The organism is Nocardioides lentus (assembly GCF_039529515.1).
In the GTDB taxonomy this organism is placed as follows: domain Bacteria; phylum Actinomycetota; class Actinomycetes; order Propionibacteriales; family Nocardioidaceae; genus Nocardioides; species Nocardioides lentus.
This window is the reverse complement of record NZ_BAAAMY010000005.1, coordinates 118792-135973: the sequence shown is the minus strand read 5'-3', so window position 1 is coordinate 135973 and position 17182 is coordinate 118792. Positions and strand designations below refer to the sequence as shown.

Sequence of the window (17182 nt, the reverse complement as noted above, 5' to 3'; positions counted from 1 at the left end):
TCGGCAAGTGTTCACCCGCCGGCTACGCGGGTGGGCGGGTCAGACGCGGCGCAGCACCGTCGTCACCTTGCCCAGGACGGTCGCGTGGGTGCCGTCGATGGGCTCGTAGGCGTCGTTGTGGGGCATCAGCCACAGGTGACCGTCGTCGCCGCGGCGGAACGTCTTGACCGTGGCCTCGCCGTCGATCATCGCGGCGACGATGTCGCCGTTGACGGCCGTCTGCTGCTGGCGCACCACCACGTAGTCGCCGGAGCAGATGGCGAGGTCGATCATCGAGTCGCCCTGCACCTCGAGGAGGAACAGGGTGCCCTCCCCGACGAGCTGCTTGGGCAGCGGGAAGATCTCCTCGACCCGCTCCTCGGCCAGGATCGGGCCGCCGGCCGCGATCCGGCCGAGCACGGGCACGTACGTCGCGGCCGGCATCGCGTCGCCGGCGCCGGTCTCGTCGACCGAGGAGGGCCCGGCCGAGGACAGCGCGCGACGGGCCGCGAGGGCGTCCGGGACGAGGACCTCGAGCGCGCGGGGACGGTTCGGGTCGCGACGCAGGAAGCCCTTCTTCTCCAGCACGCGGAGCTGGTGGGCGACCGACGAGGACGAGGTGAGCCCGACCTCGGTGCCGATCTCGCGCATGCTCGGCGGGTAGCCGCGCTGCTCGAGCGAGTCGCGGATGACCGCCAGCACGCGCTCCTGGCGCGGCGTCAGCCCGTCGGTGCCGGCCGGCCCGTCGGGCAGCTCGGCGACCTTCGCGCCCCCGTCGTTGCTGTCGTCTCCTGCGGCCATCGTGTCGCCTCCGTGTCCGGTCGGTGCCGGGTCCGTGTCGCGTCCGCGCCGCTCGGGCGGCGGCGTCGGGGTCAGGTCGCTGACGCTACGCCGCCGGCCGGGTCGGTTTCAAACACCTGTTCGACCGCGTGTCGCGGGGTCGGCGACCGGGGGCCGGCGCCGACCTCGCCCGTCCTGCCGTCCGAACATCTGTTCGTCCACACCCTTGTGCACAGTCGAACACATGCTCTACCGTCGTACGTGTGTTCGATCGAACGTGAGAGCGAACCGCGACGGGCCGGCCGGTGTCGGTGGTCGTCCGTAGAACTCCTCGTGACCCGCACGCACCCGACCTGCTCCCTTCCCCAGGAGGTCCTCCGATGTCCAGCGCCACCCCCTCGCTCGCCGCCCCGCTCGCCGCCCCGCTCGCCCGTCCGTCCCTCGGCCCCGTCCGGCTCACCCGCCGCGGCCGACTCGTCGTCTTCGTGGGCTCGCTGCTGCTGCTCGTGGGGCTGGTGCTCGGGCTGGGCCTGGCACTGGCCGGCTCGCAGGCCACCGGCGAGGCCGGGGTCGAGCCCGCCACCGTCACGGTGACGGTGGGCACGGGCGAGACCCTCTGGGACATCGCCGGCCCGCTCGCCGCCGACGGTGCGGGCGGGGGCGACGTCCGCGTCGTCGTGCAGGACCTCGAGGAGCTCAACGCGCTCGACACCGCGATGCTGCGGGCCGGTCAGGAGCTGCGGGTCCCCGTCGTCGAGTGACGACTCGCGGGCGGAGGCGTCCGCCGGCCACCGACGAGACGCACCGCCCGCACCGCGAGCACGAGCGCCACGAACAGGCAGGCCACCGCCCCGAGGGTCGCGACCGCGAGGAACGCCCACCCGGCGGAGTCCCCGCCGCGGGCCGCGCTGCCGAAGTCGATGGCCGCGAGGACCAGGTAGCCCCAGGCGACGACGGTGAGGGTGACGCCCAGCGCCAGCAGGAGCAGCCGGCCCCAGGGGAGGGGGGCCCGCTGCGCGGGGCGGCGGGGTCCGGCGCGCCTGCCCGCCCGCTTCCCCCTCGCCACGCCCCCATCATCGCACCCCGGGGGCCGTCGGCGCCCCTGCTCGGCGGACGTCCCGAAGGGCCTGGAGCGCCTGGAGCGCCTAGAGCGAGAACACGACACCGGCGATGGCGGCGTTGGACAGGTTGGCCAGGCTCGCGGCGAGCAGGGCCCGGAAGCCCAGCGCGGCCAGCAGCGAGCGACGCTCGGGCGCCAGCGAGCCGACCACCCCGAGGATGATGGCGATCGAGGCCACGTTGGCGAAGCCCGCCAGGGCGAAGGTCACGACGACGACCGTCAGCGGGTCGAGGCCGCCCACGGCGGGGCCGAAGTCGGCGTACGCGACGAACTCGTTGAGCACCGTCTTCTGCCCGATCCACGAGCCGGCCTGCGCGGCCTCGGACCACGGCACCCCCAGCAGCCACGCCAACGGGGCGAGGAGCCGCCCGAGGACCTCCTGGAAGGTCAGGTCCCCGGCGCCGAACCACCCGCCCACGGCACCGAGCAGCCCGTTGGCCAGGGCGATGAGGGCGACGAAGGCGATGAGCAGCGCGCCCACCGTGATCGCGATGCGCCCGCCGGCCAGGGCCCCGCGACCGATCGCGTCGACGAGGTTGCGCGACTCGGTGTCGCGGACCTCCCGCACGTCCAGCTCGTCGAGGTCGCGGACCTCCTCGCCGTCGGCCGGCTCGATGCTCGCCGGCTCCCTCTCCCGCGGGGTCGAGTCCGGCCACAGGAGCTTGGCGAACAGCAGCGCGGCGGGCGCGTTCATCACGGTCGCGGCGAGGAGGTACTCCAGCGGGGCGCCGAGCAGCGAGTAGCCGACCAGGGTGGAGCCGGCGGCGGCCGTCAGCCCGCCGACCATCACCGTGAAGATCTGTCCGGCCCGCAGCGAGCGCAGGTACGGCGCGATCATCAGCGGGGCCTCGCTCTGCCCGAGGAAGATCACGGTGCTCGCGTAGAGGGACTCGACCTTCGACACCCCCAGCACGCGGGCCAGGGCCCCGCCGACGTAGTGCGTCGCGTACTGCACCACGCGCAGGTAGAACAGCATCCCGATCAGCGCGCCGAGGAAGATGATGACCGGCAGCACGGAGAGCGCGAAGACCGTCCCGTCGTCGCCGCCGGCCTCGTAGAGGGGCCCGAACAGGAACGCCGTGCCCTCGTCGGTGAAGCCGATCAGGTCCGCGACGCGGTCCGCGACCCACGCCAGTGCCCGCTCCCCGGGGCCCCAGCGGAGCACGAGCGCGGCGAAGGCGACCTGCAGCGCGAGCGCCGCGCCGACGGTGCGCCAGCTCACGCCCCGGCGGTGGCTGCTCAGCGCCCAGGCGACACCGAGCAGCAGCACCAGCCCGAGGATCCCGCGGAGGTCGGCCATGCCCGGATCCTGTCAGGCCGACGTGCCGTCGAGGCGGTGCAGCAGGTCGACGAGCGCGGCGACCACGGCGTCGGCGCCGTCGGCCCCGGCGTAGGTGTCGCGTCGCAGCTCGACCATGAGCGAGGAGACCCGGCGCTCGGTGCCCCAGTGGCGCAGCGGCACGTAGGTGCCGCGGAACGGCTCGTCCAGGACGACGTCGCCGACGGGGGCGAGGGCCGCGCGCGCGGCCGCGACGAGCGCGGCGGGGGTGTGGACCGGGTCGGTGCCCAGGCAGACGGGCGGCCGGCGGTCGTCCGCGTGCCGCTCGTAGGGCAGGGGGAGGGCCGGGTAGGAGTGGAGGTCCACCACCACGCAGCGCCCGTGCGCCGCCAGGCGGTCGTCGACGAGGTCGGCCAGCGCCGCGGCGTACGGGTCGAAGTAGCGGCGCACCAGGGCGGCGTCACGGTCGGGGTCGTCGTCGCGCAGCAGCCGGAGGTCGCTGGTGCGCGTGTAGACCGCACCCATCCCGACCTCGGTCATCTCCTCCGCGGCCGGGTCGGGGAAGCGCTCGGGGTCGACGACGAGCCGCGAGGCGGCGTTGACGAACCGCCACGGCCGGGGCGTGCCCGCCGTGACCGCCGCCGCGACCGCGCGCTCGGCGAGCACGTCGGTGGCCACGTCGGTCATCGCGTCGAGCTCGGCGGCGAGGGCGTCGTCGTCCAGGACGATCGAGGAGCGCGCGTCGGCCGGCACGTGCCGCGACGCGTGCGGCACGTGGACGACCACGGGCGAGGCGTCGTCACCGGGGAGCAGGTGGGCGGTGGGTCTCGGCGTCACCGGTCGAGCGTGGCAGGGTCGGGGTGTGGAGCTGCTCGACGACGTGGTGGGCGAGACGCCGCTGGTCGTCTTCTGCGGGATGGCGAACCTGTGCTCGCCCACGCGCCACGACCACCACTACGGCGGCCCCGGCAACGCGTTCTACCGCTTGCTGCACGCCGCAGGGCTCACCGAGGAGCTGCTGGCGCCCGCCGACGAGCGGCTCCTGCCGTCGTACGGGCTGGGGGTGACGGACCTCGTGGTCGAGCGGGCCCCCGACGTGCCGCGGCGCACCCACGTCGACGCCCTGGCCGCGAAGGTCGAGGGCTGGTCGCCGGAGTGGCTCGCGATGACGTCGAAGACCGTGGCGGGCGAGCTGGCCCGCGCCCTGGGACACCGCCCGCCCGGCCTGGGGCCGGCGGGGTGGGACCTCGCGGGAGCGCCCGTGTTCGTCCTGCCGGGGCCCAGCGGGGCCAACCAGCGACGCTCCTACGACGGCCGCCCGGACCGTCTCTCGTGGTGGGGCGACCTGGCCGCGCTCGTGGGTCGTGGGCCCCGCGCGATCGTCTGACCCGTCCTGACCTGCGGTTTTCCCGCGCGCCGGCCCACGGCCCGCGGCGCGTCGTGCGCGACGCGCCGATCCGCTTGCGGGCCGTGCGCACACGGGCGTAGGGTCACCACCACATCTAGTAATCACAACGGTGTAGTTATCCACATCTAGTCCTCAGGGCGGGCGGTTTCCTCCCCAGGACGTGGTGGTTCCTCCACACGTGAGCGCCGGATGTGCACAGGTCCGTCCACACCTCCGACGACCTCGGCGGCCGCCCCGGGCGGGATGCCGGTGTCGGCGGCCGGTGTTGGACTGGACGGGTGGACGACACCAGCGACGAGACCGACGACGAGACCGAGGAGGGACCCGTGCACTGCCCGTTCTGCCGCCACACCGACACCCGGGTCCTGGACAGCCGGGTCACCGACGACGGCGGGTCCATCCGCCGCCGGCGGGTCTGCTCGTCGTGCGAGCGTCGGTTCACCACGGCCGAGCAGATGCAGCTGATGATCGCGAAGCGCAACGGCACCACCGAGCCCTTCCGGCGCGACAAGGCCGTCGCCGGGGTCCGCAAGGCCTGCAAGGGCCGACCGGTCACCGAGGACCAGCTCGCCCGGCTCGGCCAGGAGGTCGAGCACGCGCTGCGCGCCGCCGGGTGGGCCGAGGTGCCCGCCCACGAGATCGGGCTCGCCATCCTCGGGCCGCTGCGCGAGCTCGACGAGGTCGCCTACCTGCGGTTCGCGAGCGTCTACCGGGCCTTCACCTCCGCGGCCGACTTCGAGGCCGAGATCGTCTCGATGCGTCTGGAGCGCGGCCTGCCGGCCGGCTCCGACCTCGTCGAGACCTGATGAGACTGCCCGGCACGTCGTGGGGAAGCGGCGTGCCGGGCGCACCACCCCCAGCAGCACCTCCCCGCACCACCTCCAGCGGCACCAGACCAGCACCAGACCACCAGCACCACCGAGGGGATCCGAGGACCACATGACCGAGACGGTGAGCGGAAGCGCACACGACACGACGAGCGGCCGCACCGGCCGTGGCGTCCGGATCCAGCGGGTGTTCAGCACCCCCGGCGTCCACCCCTACGACGAGATCTCCTGGGAGCGCCGCGACGTCGTCCAGACCAACTGGAAGACCGGCGCGACCGTCTTCGAGCAGCGCGGCGTCGAGTTCCCCGACTTCTGGAGCGTCAACGCCTCCACGATCGTCACCTCGAAGTACTTCCGCGGCGCCGTCGGCACCGACGCGCGCGAGTGGAGCCTGCGCCAGCTGGTCGACCGCGTCGTCGACACCTACACCGCGGCCGGCCTCGAGCACGGCTACTTCGCGGACGCCGCCGACGCCGAGATCTTCTCCCACGAGCTCGCCTGGCTGCTGGTCCACCAGTACTTCTCGTTCAACTCCCCGGTCTGGTTCAACGTCGGCACCCCCTCGCCGCAGCAGGTCTCGGCCTGCTTCATCCTCTCCGTCGACGACTCGATGGACTCGATCCTGAACTGGTACAAGGAGGAGGGCTTCATCTTCAAGGGCGGCTCCGGCGCCGGCCTGAACCTCTCCCGGATCCGCTCCTCCAAGGAGCTGCTGTCCTCGGGCGGCACCGCCTCCGGTCCCGTCTCGTTCATGCGCGGCGCCGACGCGTCCGCGGGCACCATCAAGTCGGGCGGCGCGACCCGCCGCGCGGCCAAGATGGTCGTCCTCGACGTCGACCACCCCGACATCGAGGAGTTCGTCGCGACCAAGGCGCGCGAGGAGGACAAGATCCGCGCGCTGCGCGACGCCGGGTTCGACATGGACCTCGGCGGCGACGACATCACCTCGGTGCAGTACCAGAACGCCAACAACTCGGTCCGGGTCTCCGACGAGTTCATGCGCGCCGTCGAGGAGGGCACCTCCTTCGGGCTGCGCTCCCGCCAGACCGGCGAGGTCATCGAGACCGTCGACGCCCGCGGCCTGTTCCACAAGATCAGCGAGGCCGCGTGGGCCTGCGCCGACCCGGGCCTGCAGTACGACGACACGATCAACGACTGGCACACCAACCCCGAGACCGGCCGCATCACCGCCTCGAACCCGTGCTCGGAGTACATGTCGCTCGACAACTCCTCGTGCAACCTCGCGTCGCTGAACCTGCTGAAGTTCCTGCGCAAGGACGACACCTTCGACGCGCAGAGCTTCGCCTCCGCGGTCGAGCTGATCATCACGGCGATGGACATCTCGATCTGCTTCGCGGACTTCCCGACCGAGCCGATCGGCCAGACCACCCGCGACTACCGCCAGCTCGGCATCGGCTACGCCAACCTCGGCGCGCTGCTGATGGCGATGGGCCTCGGCTACGACTCCGAGGGCGGTCGCTCGATGGCCGCGACCATCACGTCGCTGATGACCGGCACGTCGTACGCCCGCTCCGCGGAGATCGCCTCCGTCGTCGGCCCGTACGCCGGCTACCGCCGCAACGCGGACGCCCACCAGCGCGTCATGCGCAAGCACCAGGCCGCCAACGACCAGGTCCGCACGCTGCACGCCGAGGACCGCGCCGTCCACGAGCTCGCGACCAAGACGTGGGAGACGGTGCTGCGCTCCGGCGAGAAGCACGGCTTCCGCAACGCGCAGGCCTCGGTGCTCGCGCCCACCGGCACGATCGGCTTCATGATGGACTGCGACACGACCGGCATCGAGCCGGACTTCTCGCTGGTCAAGTTCAAGAAGCTCGTCGGTGGCGGCTCCATGCAGATCGTCAACCAGACGATCCCGCGGGCGCTGCGCAAGCTCGGCTACCAGCCCGAGCAGGTCGAGGCGATCGTCGCCTACATCTCCGAGCACGGCCACGTCGTCGACGCCCCGGGCCTGAGGACCGAGCACTACGAGATCTTCGACACCGCCATGGGCGCCCGCTCGCTCAAGCCGATGGGCCACGTGCGGATGATGGCGGCGGCGCAGCCGTTCCTGTCCGGTGCGATCTCCAAGACCGTCAACCTGCCCGAGACCGCGACGGTCGAGGACATCGAGGACGTCTACCTGCAGTCGTGGAAGCTCGGCCTCAAGGCCACCGCGATCTACCGCGACAACTGCAAGGTCGGCCAGCCGCTGTCCGACGGCGGCGGCAAGGCCACCAAGGACGCCAAGGACGCGCAGGACGCCAAGGACGCCGCGGCGGTCGTCGAGAAGGTCGTCGAGAAGGTCGTCTACGCCCCGACCCGCAAGCGGCTGCCGAAGTCCCGCGTCTCGCGGACCACGTCGTTCACGGTCGGCGGCGCCGAGGGCTACATGACCTCGGGCGCCCACGACGACGGCGAGCTCGGGGAGATCTTCCTCAAGCTCGGCAAGCAGGGCTCGACCCTGGCCGGCGTGATGGACGCGTTCTCGATCGCGGTCTCGATCGGCCTGCAGTACGGCGTGCCGCTCGAGACCTACGTCTCGAAGTTCACCAACCTGCGCTTCGAGCCCGCGGGCCTCACCGACGACGCCGACGTGCGGATGAGCCAGTCGATCATGGACTACATCTTCCGCCGCCTGGCGCTGGACTACCTGGCCTTCGAGGACCGCGCCGCCCTCGGCATCTACTCCGCCGAGGAGCGTCAGCGTCACCTCGAGACCGGCTCCTACGAGCCCGTCGAGGTCAGCGAGGTCCAGGCCCTGCGCGCCGAGCCGGAGCAGGTCACCGTCGTCCTGCCCGACCCGGACGCCGAGGCCGCGGACACCGACGACGAGCCGACGGCCACCGTGGGCGAGGTGACCGACGCCGAGGCCGCCCAGACCTCCGACGTGGGCGCCAAGCCCGCCCCGCGCGAGGCCCACACCTCCGCGGAGCTGCTCGAGAAGGTCACCGGCACCGCCGTCGACTCGCCGCTGTGCTTCACCTGCGGCACCAAGATGCGCCCGGCCGGCTCCTGCCACGTCTGCGAGGGCTGCGGCTCGACCAGCGGCTGCAGCTGAGCCGACGCTCCACCCAGCACGACGACGAGGGCCGGTGCCACCTGGTGGTGCCGGCCCTCGTCGTCGGTCGTCGGGCCTCAGACGACACGGTCCCGCTCCCGCCCGCGGCCCAGGCACGACGGCCACGGGGCCTCCCGGCACGCGGCGGCCGCGCCCCGCAACAGGGCGTCCGGTGAGCCCCGGCGCTCGGGGTCGGGGTCCAGGAGGACCCGGACGAGCGGGGTGACGGGCGTCGCGGGCAGTGCGGTGACCTCCGGGAACGGCCGGCCGGTGAGGGCCTCGGCGAGGACGGTGCCCAGCCCGAAGTAGTCCATCGCGGCGGAGACCGGCCGGCACGCCTCCTGGTCGGGGGCGGCGTAGCCGGGGGTGCCGACAGGACGACCCGCGGGCTGTCGACGTCCGATCTCGCGGGAGGAGCCGAAGTCCACCAGGACGGGGCATCCCTCGCGCAGCAGCACGTTCTCGGACTTCACGTCGAGGTGGGCCAGGCCGGTCCGGTGCAGGTGGAGCAGGGGCGGCGCCAGCCGTGCGGCGAGCATCGCGACGTCGGCCGGGGGCAGCGCCCCGCCCTCGTCGACGACGTCGGCGAACGGCTCGCCGTCGACGTACTCGAGGACGACGTGGGGCAGCGGCGCGCCCGTGTGGTCGTCGAGCAGGCGTGGCAGGGCGGGGTGCCCGCACCTCAGGGCGCGCGCCTCGCGTCGCATGCTGCGCGCGGCACGCGGGTGCGAGACCTGGTGGGGACGGGCGAGCTTCACGATCGCGGGGTGCCACAGCTCGAGGGACCAGGCCAGCCAGGTCTCGGTGCGGTGGCCCACTCCCAGCCGCTCGAGGGCCACCAGCCCGGGGACGAGCGGGCGGCCCTCGGCGCACCGCCAGGTGGGCAGCCCGTCGAGCTCGTCGAGGTCGGTCGGTTCCACCGTCCCTCCTCTCCTGTGCGACGTCTCTCCTGTGCGGCGTCCGGGGCCCGCCCGGTCGGAGCGGGCGGGCCCCTCGACTCATCGCCGGCTGCGCGAGCGGCTGCGCGAGCGGCTGCGGCTGCGCGTACGGGTGCGGCGACGGGTCGCCATGGCGGACGGGATGCGCATCATGAGGCCACCTCCTCTCGGTCTCGTCGGGACGGAGCTGGTCGCGGGACAGGGGCCCTCGACCGGACGGGCCGGAGCGACACGACCCGGTCGGCGACGTCGGCGACGCGGTGGTCGTGCGTCACCACCAGCGCCGCGCGGCCCCTGGTGGCGGCGGCGAGGGCGGCGACCACCTCACGGGCGGCGCGGTCGTCCAGCGACGCGGTGGGCTCGTCGAGCAGCAGGGCCGGCGCCTGCGAGACCACGGCGCGGGCGAGCGCGACCCGTCGTCCCTGACCGCCGGAGAGCCGGACGGCGTCCTCGCCGACGCGGGAGTCCAGACCGAGCGGGAGGGTGTCGACGAACTCGTCGACCCGGGCCCGGCGGCAGGCGGCCTCGATCTCGTCGCGTCCGGCCCCCGGTCGCCCGAGTGCGACGTTGGCCGCGACGGTGTCGTCGAGGAGCCAGGGGTCCTGCGGCAGGAAGGCGAAGCGGGACCGCACGCTCGCCAACGAGCAGTGACGCACGTCGACCCCGTCGATCAGGATGCCGCCGCGGTCCACGTCGTAGAGCCGCAGGAGGAGGTGGAGGACGGTGCTCTTGCCGGCCCCGCTCGGTCCGAGCAGGCACACCGTCTCGCCGGCACCGACGGTCAGGTCGAGGTCGCGCAGCACGTCGGCGCCCGGCCGGTAGGCGAAGCCCACGCCGCGCAGGCTGATGCCCTGGCGCACCGGCGGTGCCACCGGTCCGGGCACGGGCTCGGGCAGCGAGTCGTCGCAGGACAGGACGTCACCGAGCCGGTGGGCGCTCACGTCGGCCCTGGCGAGGAGCCCGGCGAGCCGGGTCAGGGACCGCACCGGTCCGTAGAGGTCCCGGAGGTAGGCGATCACGACGAGCAGGGCGCCGACGCTCAGGTCGCCGCGGAGGACGTGGGAGCCGCCGACGACCAGGACGGCGGCGGTGCCGACGGCGAGCACCCCCTCGGCCAGCGGCGACCACCGGCTCGCGGTGCGGATCGCCTCGACGTCGGCGTCGGCCTGCGAGCCGCTCACGGAGCCGAAGGCGTCGCGGGCCAGGTCGATCCGCCCGAACGCCTGGACGGTGCGGACGTGCCGCACGAGGTCCTGGGTGGTGGTCGCGAGCCGGCCCGCGGCCGCCCGTGACGCCGTCTCGGCGGCGCGGACGCGTCGCCGCTGGTCGAGGGTCAGCCAGACGAGGACCGGCACCACGCCGAGCCCGACCGCGGCGAGCTCGAGCTGGAGGGTGGCGATGAGCACGAGCACGCCGAGGAGCAGCAGGAGCTCCGGCACGACGGTGGTGGTGAGGGCGACCAGGCCGTCGACGACGCGTCCCACGTCGGTGGTCACGCGGCTCAGCAGCTCGCCCCCGCGCGCCGTGTCGTGCCAGCGCAGCGACCGGGTCATCGCCCGTTCGAAGACCGAGCGCCGCAGGTCGTCGCCGACCCGCTCCGCCGTGCCCTCGGCCAGGCGGTCCGAGCCCATCCGCAGGACGCCGAGGAGGACGGTCAGCACCAGGCCGGCGAGCGCGGCGGCGACGAGGACCGCGGTGGGGCCCGCGACGGTGGCGTCCCCCGGCGCGCCGGTCAGGGCGTGGTCGACCGCGAGGGCGAGGGGCCACGGACGCAGGAGGACGACCCCCGTCTCGGCGACCACCAGCGCACCGGCCAGGAGGAGGCGCCGACGGTGGGGTCGTGCGGACGGCGCCACCACCCGCCACGTCTCCGGTGTCCTCATGTCGACCACCCTGGTCCGGGGGTGTGGTCCGGGTCGATCGCACCTTGGTGCTAGCACCGATGGGCCTGGTGCCGGTCGGCGGCCTGGGCCAGGCTGGGGTCCACGGACGTCGGCGTGTGGGGCGGTGGTGAGGGTGAGGGTGCTGCGCCACCCCGTGCTCCAGTTCCTCGTGGCGAGCCTCCTCGTGACCGCCGTCGTGGTCGTCGGCACCGCCTCGCTCAGCCGGGGTGCGGCGGCCGACGAGGCGATCAGCGACGCCCGCACGCTGACCCGCGTGCTCGGCGTGTCGGTGGCGGAGCCGGCGATCCCCGCAGGCCTGGCCCGCAGGGACCCCGCGGCCGTGCGCCGGTTCGAGCGGGCGGCGCTCGACCGCCTGCTGGTGCCCGACGTGCGGCGCCTCAAGATCTGGGACCCCGACGGGACGATCCTCTACTCCGACCGTCACGAGCTGGTGGGCAGCCGCTACGCGCTGGGTCCCGACGAGGTCGAGGTGCTGGAGCAGGGGGGCACGGACGCCGAGATCTCCGACCTGAGCCGTCCGGAGAACCGCTTCGAGCGCGACCTCGGGGGCGGGTTGCTCGAGGTGTACACCCGGATCGAGGAACCCGGCGGGGACCCTCTCCTGTTCGAGGCCTACTTCTCCCTCAGCGAGCTCGACGCCCAGCGCGAGACCGTGCTGGCCCGCTTCCGCCCCATCACCCTCGGCGCGCTGCTCGTGCTGGTGGCGGTGACGACGCCCCTGCTGTTCCTCCTGACGCAGCGGCTGACGCGATCGGCCGAGGACCGCGAGCGCCTGCTGCACTCGGCGGTCCGCGCCTCCGACGCCGAGCGGGTCAGGATCGCGCGGGACCTGCACGACGGCGTCGTGCAGGACCTGGCCGGGTCGTCGTACGCGCTGTCGACGATCGCGCGACGCCCCGCCCTCGCCTCCGACCTCGCCTCCGACCTCGACGACGTGAGCCGCTCCCTGCGCTCCAGCATGCGTGCGCTGCGGTCGCTCATGATCGAGATCTACCCCCCGGACCTCCACTCGGCCGGTCTCGAGGCCGCCCTCATCGACCTGCTGGCTCCCGTCGAGGCCTCGGGGGTCCGCACCACGCTCGAGGTCGACGACGACGAGGCGGCCTCGGGGGAGGCGACGGCACTGATCTGGCGCGTGGCCCAGGAGGCGGTGCGCAACGCGGCCCGGCACGCGCGTCCGAGCCGGATCGACGTCAGGGTGGCCCGCGAGGACCGTCACCTGGTGCTCGTGGTGACCGACGACGGCGTCGGGTTCGACCCGACCGCCGTCCAGGGGGCGAGCCGCTTCGGGCTCCGGGGGCTCGCCAGCCTGGCGGAGGAGATCGGGGCCCGCCTCGACGTCGTCTCGCGACCGGGTCGCGGGACGACGGTCCGCCTGGAGGTGAGGCCGTCGTGACCACGGTCCTCGTCGTCGACGACCACGGCGTGGTGCGCCGGGGCCTGACCGGCCTGCTCGACCACGCGGAGGACCTGGAGGTGGTCGCGGTCGCCGCGGACGGCGCCGCCGCGGTCGAGCTCGCCCGGCGTCACCGGCCGGACGTCGTGCTCATGGACCTGCAGATGCCCGGGATGGACGGGGTCGAGGCCACCCGGATCATCCGGGACGAGGACCTCGCCGGCGACGTCCTGGTGCTGACCTCCTACTCCGACCGCCGGCGGATCCTGGCCGCGCTCGACGCCGGAGCGGTCGGCTACCTGCTGAAGGACACCGAGCCCGACGACCTGGTCGCCGGTGTCCGCGCGGTCGCCCGCGGCGAGTCGCCGCTCGACCCGAAGGCCGCGCGCCAGCTGCTCCTGTCCCGGGGCGACCGGCAGGAGCCCACCCTGTCCCCGCGTGAGGTGGAGGTCCTGCGGCTGGTGGTCCAGGGCCTGGCCAACAAGCAGATCGCGCACCGGCTGGGGATCCGGGAGCGGACGGTCAAGCAGCACCTGACCAACGTCTTCGCCCGGATCGGGGTCAGCGACCGCACCCAGGCCGCGCTGTGGGCCCAGCGCCACGGGTGGTGACGTCGGGGTGCCGCCTCAGGCGGGGACGGCCGTACGACGGGCGCGGCCGAGGCGGGTGACGACGGGGTAGGCGGTCAGCAGTCCGAGCACGATCCCCACCTGCATCAGGAACCAGAAGGCACCCTCGGTCGCGGGCGGCATGAGCTCGGCGAGGTGGAGCAGCACCATCCACCCGCCCATCCCCACGTCGAACGCGAGCACGGTCAGGACCGCCACGGCGGCGGCCGTGCGCACGGGCACCCGGCGCCGCGTCGCGGCCCGCTCGTGGACGAACAGCAGGGCCATCGCCAACGCGCCGATCACGAGGATCATCACCCACAGGTCGATGCCGGCGATGGTGAGTCCCGAGACCAGCACCAGCGGCACGCCCACGAGGTGGGCCAGCGCCGACGCCGCCCCACCCGGCAGGCCGGCCACCGCGGCGGGCGGCCCGGCGGGGTCGTGGTCGCGCGCCGCCCGGCCGTGGCGGGCGTACAGCGGCAGCGCGAACGGACCGAGGTAGAGCGCCGAGGTCACCCACACCACCTCGTCGGCCACGGTGCGGTGGCGCCGACCGCGGGCGTACACGTCGACGGCGATCGCCGCGGCGCTGGCGAGCGCCAGGGCGATGAAGGTCCAGGAGACGGGCGTGAGCCAGTCCGGCACGCGGCTTGCCATGTCCATCGGGGTCCTCGGTCCGTCGGCGGGCGTCGTCGGGCCCCGGTGCGGGGCCCCTCGCATCCTGGCCGACCCGCCCAAGCGCGTCGCCGAGATCGTCGTCGGCCGTGGTCCGCGCGAGGTGCGCGAGGATGGTCGGGTGGCGGTGGACTGGAGGACCGCGGGCAGGCTCGTCGTGCTGGTGGCGGCGGTCCCGCTGCTGTGCGTCCAGGCGACCCTGCTCGTGCGCGGCCACGACGTCGCCGTCGGACCGGCGATCGCCCTCGCCGCGGCGCTGAGCGTCGCCGGCCCGCTCGCGCTGTGGCGGCCGCGGGCCGCCGCGGCGCTGATGGCGCTGGCCTCCGGGGCCCAGATGTCGGTGACCACGGCCGGGGGCGTCGGCGGGTGGCCGTGGGCGGTCGCGCCGATGCTGACCGCGCTGCTCGTGGTGGTGGTCCTCGGCGTCACCGGGGGCTGGACCGTGGTGCTCGCGGTCCTGGTGGTCTCCCTCGCCCAGACCACGGCGTTCGCGGTGCTGGGTGCGCCGTGGCGCGACGTCACCACCTCGCTGGCGAACCTCAGCCTGTGGGGCTCGCTCGCGACGATGGCCGCCGCCCTGGGGGTGCTCGGGGGGCGGTTCACCGACGTCCTCGACGCGCTGCGGTTCGAGCGCGGCGTCAGCGCCGACGCCCAGGCCCGCCGGGTCGTGATCGAGGAGCGCGCGCGGGTCGCCCGCGAGCTGCACGACGTCATCGCCCACAACATGTCCCTGGTCACCGTCCAGGCCCGCTCGGCCCCCGCCCGCGTGCCGGGGCTGAGCGCCGAGGCCGCCGCCGAGTTCGAGCAGATCGCGGAGCGCGCGTCCGACACGCTGGCCCAGATGCGCGGCGTGCTGACGGTGCTGCGCACCGAGCCCGGGCAGTCGGGCCGCGCCCCGGTGCCGACGCTGGCGCAGGTGCCGGAGCTCTTCGACGCCGTGCGCGGCTCGGGCCAGGCGCTCGCGGTGTCGTGGCGGGTCGACGACGCCGCCGAGCTCGACGAGGAGGTGGGCGCCACGGCGTACCGGATCGTGCAGGAGACGCTCAGCAACGTCCGGCGCCACGCCCCCGGGTCCCCGGTCACCGTCGAGGTCGTCACCGGCCCGGCCGAGGCGCCGGGCGAGCTGACGATCGACGTCTCCAACCCGCTCGCGCACGGGCTGGTCGCCGGCCCGCCCGGCCACGGGCTGGTCGGGATGGCCGAGCGGGCCGCGGCCGTCGGCGGCGACGTCGAGACCGGGGAGCTGGTCCCGGGCGAGTACGTCGTGCGGGCCCGGCTGCCGCTGCGCGCGCGGACCCGGTCGGGGGAGCAGCCGTGAGCATCCGCACCGTGGTCGTCGACGACCAGGAGATGGTGCGCGCCGGCTTCTCGGCCCTGCTCTCCGCCGAGGCCGACCTCGAGGTGGTCGGGACCGCCGCCGACGGCGCCCGGGCCCTCGAGGTGGTGCGTCGCACCCGGCCCGACGTGGTGCTGATGGACATCCGCATGCCGGTGCTCGACGGCATCGAGGCGCTGCGCCGCCTGGTCGCCGATCCCGCCACGCGCGGGGTCCGCGTGGTCATGCTGACCACCTTCGACGCCGACGAGTACGTCCTCGACTCGCTGCGCGCCGGGGCCAGCGGCTTCCTGCTCAAGGACGCCTCCGCGGCCGAGCTCGCCTCCGCCGTCCGGGTGGTCGCGGCGGGGGAGGCGCTGCTGTCGCCGTCGGTCACCCGCCAGGTGATCGCCCGTCTCGTGGACGCCCCCGCGCGGCCCGCCCGCGACCCCCGGCTGCGACAGCTGACCGACCGCGAGCGGGAGGTGCTGGTGCTCGTCGCGGCCGGCCGATCCAACACCGAGATCGCCCACGACCTCGTGCTGGCCGAGCAGACCGTCAAGACCCACGTCAGCCGCATCTTCACCAAGCTCGACCTGCGCGACCGCGCCCAGGCCGTCGTCCTCGCCTACGAGAGCGGGCTCGTCACGCCCGGATGACCCCCGCTACCCCGGTAGGGGGGTGGGGTGGCTCCCCGGGGTGACGCGCGGGGCCGCACCTGCTCCCTAGCGTCGGAGGATGAGCACACCCGCCGTCACCCCGGTGCCGCCCACCCCCGGCACGGTCCCCCGCGCGCGACCGCTCCCCGCCCGCGCCCAGCGCCAGCTCAGCCTCTACACCGAGCTGTCCCGCCAGGTCCGCGACGCCGGCCTGCTCGACCGCCGCCCCTGGTCCTACGCCGCCCGGGTCGCCGCCCTGGCGGCCGGGTTCGCCGGCGCCACGACGCTGCTGCTGACCCTCGGCCGCAGCTGGACCCAGCTCGCCGTCGCCGTCGTCTTCGCGGTGCTGCTCACCCAGACCGCCTTCCTGTCGCACGACGCCGCGCACCGGCAGATCTTCGGGCTCGGGCGGCGCAACGAGTGGGCCTCCCGCCTGCTCGGCAACCTCGTCGTCGGGCTCAGCTACGGCTGGTGGACCCGCAAGCACTCGCGCCACCACGCCAACCCCAACAAGATCGACGCCGACGAGGACATCGGGCGCGGCGTCCTCGTGTGGCAGCCCGAGGACGCGGCCCGTCGTACCGGGCTCGCGGCGTGGCTCACCGCCCGCCAGGGCTGGCTGTTCTTCCCGATGCTCACCCTCGAGGGGATCAACCTGCACGTCGGCGCCGCCCGCACCGTCCTGGGGCGCGAGCCGCTGCCGCACCGGGCGGTCGAGGCGGCCCTGCTCACGCTGCGCCTCCTCGGGTGGCCGGTGCTGCTCCTCGTCGTCCTCGGTCCCGGTCTGGGCCTGGCCTTCCTCGGGGTGCAGCTCGCGGTCTTCGGGGTCTACCTCGGCGCCAGCTTCGCGCCCAACCACAAGGGCATGCCGCTCGTGCCGAAGGACTCCCGCATCGACTTCCTGTCCCGTCAGGTGCTGACCTCCCGCAACGTCCGCGGCGGTCGGTGGGTCGACTGGCTGATGGGCGGGCTCAACCTGCAGGTCGAGCACCACCTCTTCCCGAGCATGCCCAGCGGCAGCCTGCGCCGCGCCCGGCCGATGGTGCGCGCCTACTGCGCCGAGCACGGTGTGCCCTACACCGAGGCGGGCCTGCGCGAGTCCTACGGGATCGTCGTGGCCCACCTCAACCGCGTGGGCCTCGGCGACCGCGACCCCTTCGCCTGCCCGCTCGTCGTCGCCCACCGCACCGGCTGAGCGCAGGTGTCGGGGGCGGGGTCTAGCGTGCCCGT

Annotated in this window: 16 protein-coding genes; 9 read left to right on the top strand and 7 right to left on the bottom strand. The window is 74.3% G+C overall.

Annotation, left to right across the window (positions count from 1 at the left end):
• Nucleotides 1-39: 39 nt before the first annotated feature.
• Nucleotides 40-780, bottom strand: coding sequence for a transcriptional repressor LexA (lexA, locus tag ABD158_RS11525; protein ID WP_344007275.1), 741 nt, complete (start codon nucleotides 778-780; stop codon nucleotides 40-42).
• Between the two features lie 359 nt (nucleotides 781-1139).
• Between lexA and ABD158_RS11520 the strand changes: the two genes are divergently transcribed.
• Nucleotides 1140-1520, top strand: a complete 381-nt coding sequence (locus tag ABD158_RS11520; RefSeq protein ID WP_344007273.1) for a LysM peptidoglycan-binding domain-containing protein — start codon at nucleotides 1140-1142, stop codon at nucleotides 1518-1520.
• Here ABD158_RS11520 and ABD158_RS11515 read toward each other — a convergent pair.
• The 3 genes from ABD158_RS11515 to ABD158_RS11505 form a co-directional block, all read right to left on the bottom strand.
• Nucleotides 1490-1825, bottom strand: a complete 336-nt coding sequence (locus ABD158_RS11515) for a hypothetical protein (RefSeq protein WP_344007272.1) — start codon at nucleotides 1823-1825, stop codon at nucleotides 1490-1492. The genes ABD158_RS11520 and ABD158_RS11515 overlap by 31 nt on opposite strands.
• A gap of 79 nt (nucleotides 1826-1904) precedes the next feature.
• Nucleotides 1905-3179 (bottom strand): NupC/NupG family nucleoside CNT transporter, encoded by a 1275-nt coding sequence (locus ABD158_RS11510; RefSeq protein ID WP_344007270.1) that lies wholly within the window; start codon nucleotides 3177-3179, stop codon nucleotides 1905-1907.
• A gap of 12 nt (nucleotides 3180-3191) precedes the next feature.
• Entirely contained in the window at nucleotides 3192-3995 is an 804-nt protein-coding gene (locus ABD158_RS11505; protein WP_344007268.1) for an N-formylglutamate amidohydrolase, read from the bottom strand.
• A gap of 25 nt (nucleotides 3996-4020) precedes the next feature.
• On the opposite strand from ABD158_RS11505, the gene ABD158_RS11500 reads away from it, so the two are divergent.
• The 3 genes from ABD158_RS11500 to ABD158_RS11490 all read left to right on the top strand — a co-directional run bounded on the left by ABD158_RS11500 (nucleotide 4021) and on the right by ABD158_RS11490 (nucleotide 8454).
• Complete coding sequence (locus ABD158_RS11500) at nucleotides 4021-4545, top strand: mismatch-specific DNA-glycosylase (protein WP_344007266.1); 525 nt, start codon at nucleotides 4021-4023, stop codon at nucleotides 4543-4545.
• A 347-nt stretch (nucleotides 4546-4892) separates the two neighbouring features.
• Entirely contained in the window at nucleotides 4893-5372 is a 480-nt protein-coding gene (gene nrdR, locus ABD158_RS11495; RefSeq protein WP_344007978.1) for a transcriptional regulator NrdR, read from the top strand.
• Nucleotides 5373-5505: 133 nt separating this feature from the next.
• Entirely contained in the window at nucleotides 5506-8454 is a 2949-nt protein-coding gene (locus tag ABD158_RS11490; protein ID WP_344007264.1) for a vitamin B12-dependent ribonucleotide reductase, read from the top strand.
• A gap of 77 nt (nucleotides 8455-8531) precedes the next feature.
• Here the strand turns inward: ABD158_RS11490 and ABD158_RS11485 are convergent, their stop codons facing one another.
• Complete coding sequence (locus tag ABD158_RS11485) at nucleotides 8532-9374, bottom strand: serine/threonine-protein kinase (RefSeq protein ID WP_344007262.1); 843 nt, start codon at nucleotides 9372-9374, stop codon at nucleotides 8532-8534.
• 167 nt (nucleotides 9375-9541) lie between these two features.
• Complete coding sequence (locus ABD158_RS11480) at nucleotides 9542-11275, bottom strand: ABC transporter ATP-binding protein (RefSeq protein WP_344007260.1); 1734 nt, start codon at nucleotides 11273-11275, stop codon at nucleotides 9542-9544.
• 139 nt (nucleotides 11276-11414) lie between these two features.
• Between ABD158_RS11480 and ABD158_RS11475 the strand changes: the two genes are divergently transcribed.
• Both ABD158_RS11475 and ABD158_RS11470 read left to right on the top strand, forming a co-directional pair.
• Complete coding sequence (locus tag ABD158_RS11475) at nucleotides 11415-12692, top strand: sensor histidine kinase (protein WP_344007258.1); 1278 nt, start codon at nucleotides 11415-11417, stop codon at nucleotides 12690-12692.
• On the top strand, nucleotides 12689-13303 hold the full coding sequence (locus ABD158_RS11470) for a response regulator (RefSeq protein ID WP_344007256.1): 615 nt from the start codon (nucleotides 12689-12691) through the stop codon (nucleotides 13301-13303). The genes ABD158_RS11475 and ABD158_RS11470 overlap by 4 nt, the downstream gene beginning before the upstream one ends.
• A gap of 15 nt (nucleotides 13304-13318) precedes the next feature.
• Here ABD158_RS11470 and ABD158_RS11465 read toward each other — a convergent pair whose 3' ends face one another.
• The gene (locus ABD158_RS11465; protein WP_344007253.1) at nucleotides 13319-13966 is read right to left on the bottom strand and encodes a DUF4396 domain-containing protein; all 648 of its coding nucleotides are present in this window, start codon (nucleotides 13964-13966) and stop codon (nucleotides 13319-13321) included.
• Between ABD158_RS11465 and ABD158_RS11460 the strand changes: the two genes are divergently transcribed.
• From ABD158_RS11460 to ABD158_RS11450, 3 genes are all read left to right on the top strand, one after another.
• Nucleotides 13959-15296 carry a sensor histidine kinase gene (locus ABD158_RS11460; RefSeq protein ID WP_344007251.1) on the top strand — a complete coding sequence of 446 codons (1338 nt, stop codon included), beginning with the start codon at nucleotides 13959-13961 and terminating at the stop codon, nucleotides 15294-15296. The two genes, ABD158_RS11465 and ABD158_RS11460, sit on opposite strands and share 8 nt — an antisense overlap.
• Nucleotides 15293-15952 (top strand): response regulator, encoded by a 660-nt coding sequence (locus tag ABD158_RS11455; RefSeq protein ID WP_344007249.1) that lies wholly within the window; start codon nucleotides 15293-15295, stop codon nucleotides 15950-15952. Before ABD158_RS11460 ends, ABD158_RS11455 begins: the two co-directional genes overlap by 4 nt.
• Before the next feature lie 79 nt (nucleotides 15953-16031).
• The gene (locus tag ABD158_RS11450; protein WP_344007247.1) at nucleotides 16032-17147 is read left to right on the top strand and encodes an acyl-CoA desaturase; all 1116 of its coding nucleotides are present in this window, start codon (nucleotides 16032-16034) and stop codon (nucleotides 17145-17147) included.
• Nucleotides 17148-17182 lie beyond the last annotated feature (35 nt).

Bases quoted from the DNA above. Each gene is read 5' to 3' on its own strand.
- lexA (WP_344007275.1), bottom strand. From the start codon at position 780: ATGGCCGCAGGAGACGACAGCAACGACGGGGGCGCGAAGGTCGCCGAG.
- ABD158_RS11520 (WP_344007273.1), top strand. From the start codon at position 1,140: ATGTCCAGCGCCACCCCCTCGCTCGCCGCCCCGCTCGCCGCCCCGCTC.
- ABD158_RS11510 (WP_344007270.1), bottom strand. From the start codon at position 3,179: ATGGCCGACCTCCGCGGGATCCTCGGGCTGGTGCTGCTGCTCGGTGTC.
- ABD158_RS11490 (WP_344007264.1), top strand. From the start codon at position 5,506: ATGACCGAGACGGTGAGCGGAAGCGCACACGACACGACGAGCGGCCGC.
- ABD158_RS11480 (WP_344007260.1), bottom strand. From the start codon at position 11,275: ATGAGGACACCGGAGACGTGGCGGGTGGTGGCGCCGTCCGCACGACCC.
- ABD158_RS11460 (WP_344007251.1), top strand. From the start codon at position 13,959: ATGTCCATCGGGGTCCTCGGTCCGTCGGCGGGCGTCGTCGGGCCCCGG.
- ABD158_RS11465 (WP_344007253.1), bottom strand. From the start codon at position 13,966: ATGGACATGGCAAGCCGCGTGCCGGACTGGCTCACGCCCGTCTCCTGG.
- ABD158_RS11450 (WP_344007247.1), top strand. From the start codon at position 16,032: ATGAGCACACCCGCCGTCACCCCGGTGCCGCCCACCCCCGGCACGGTC.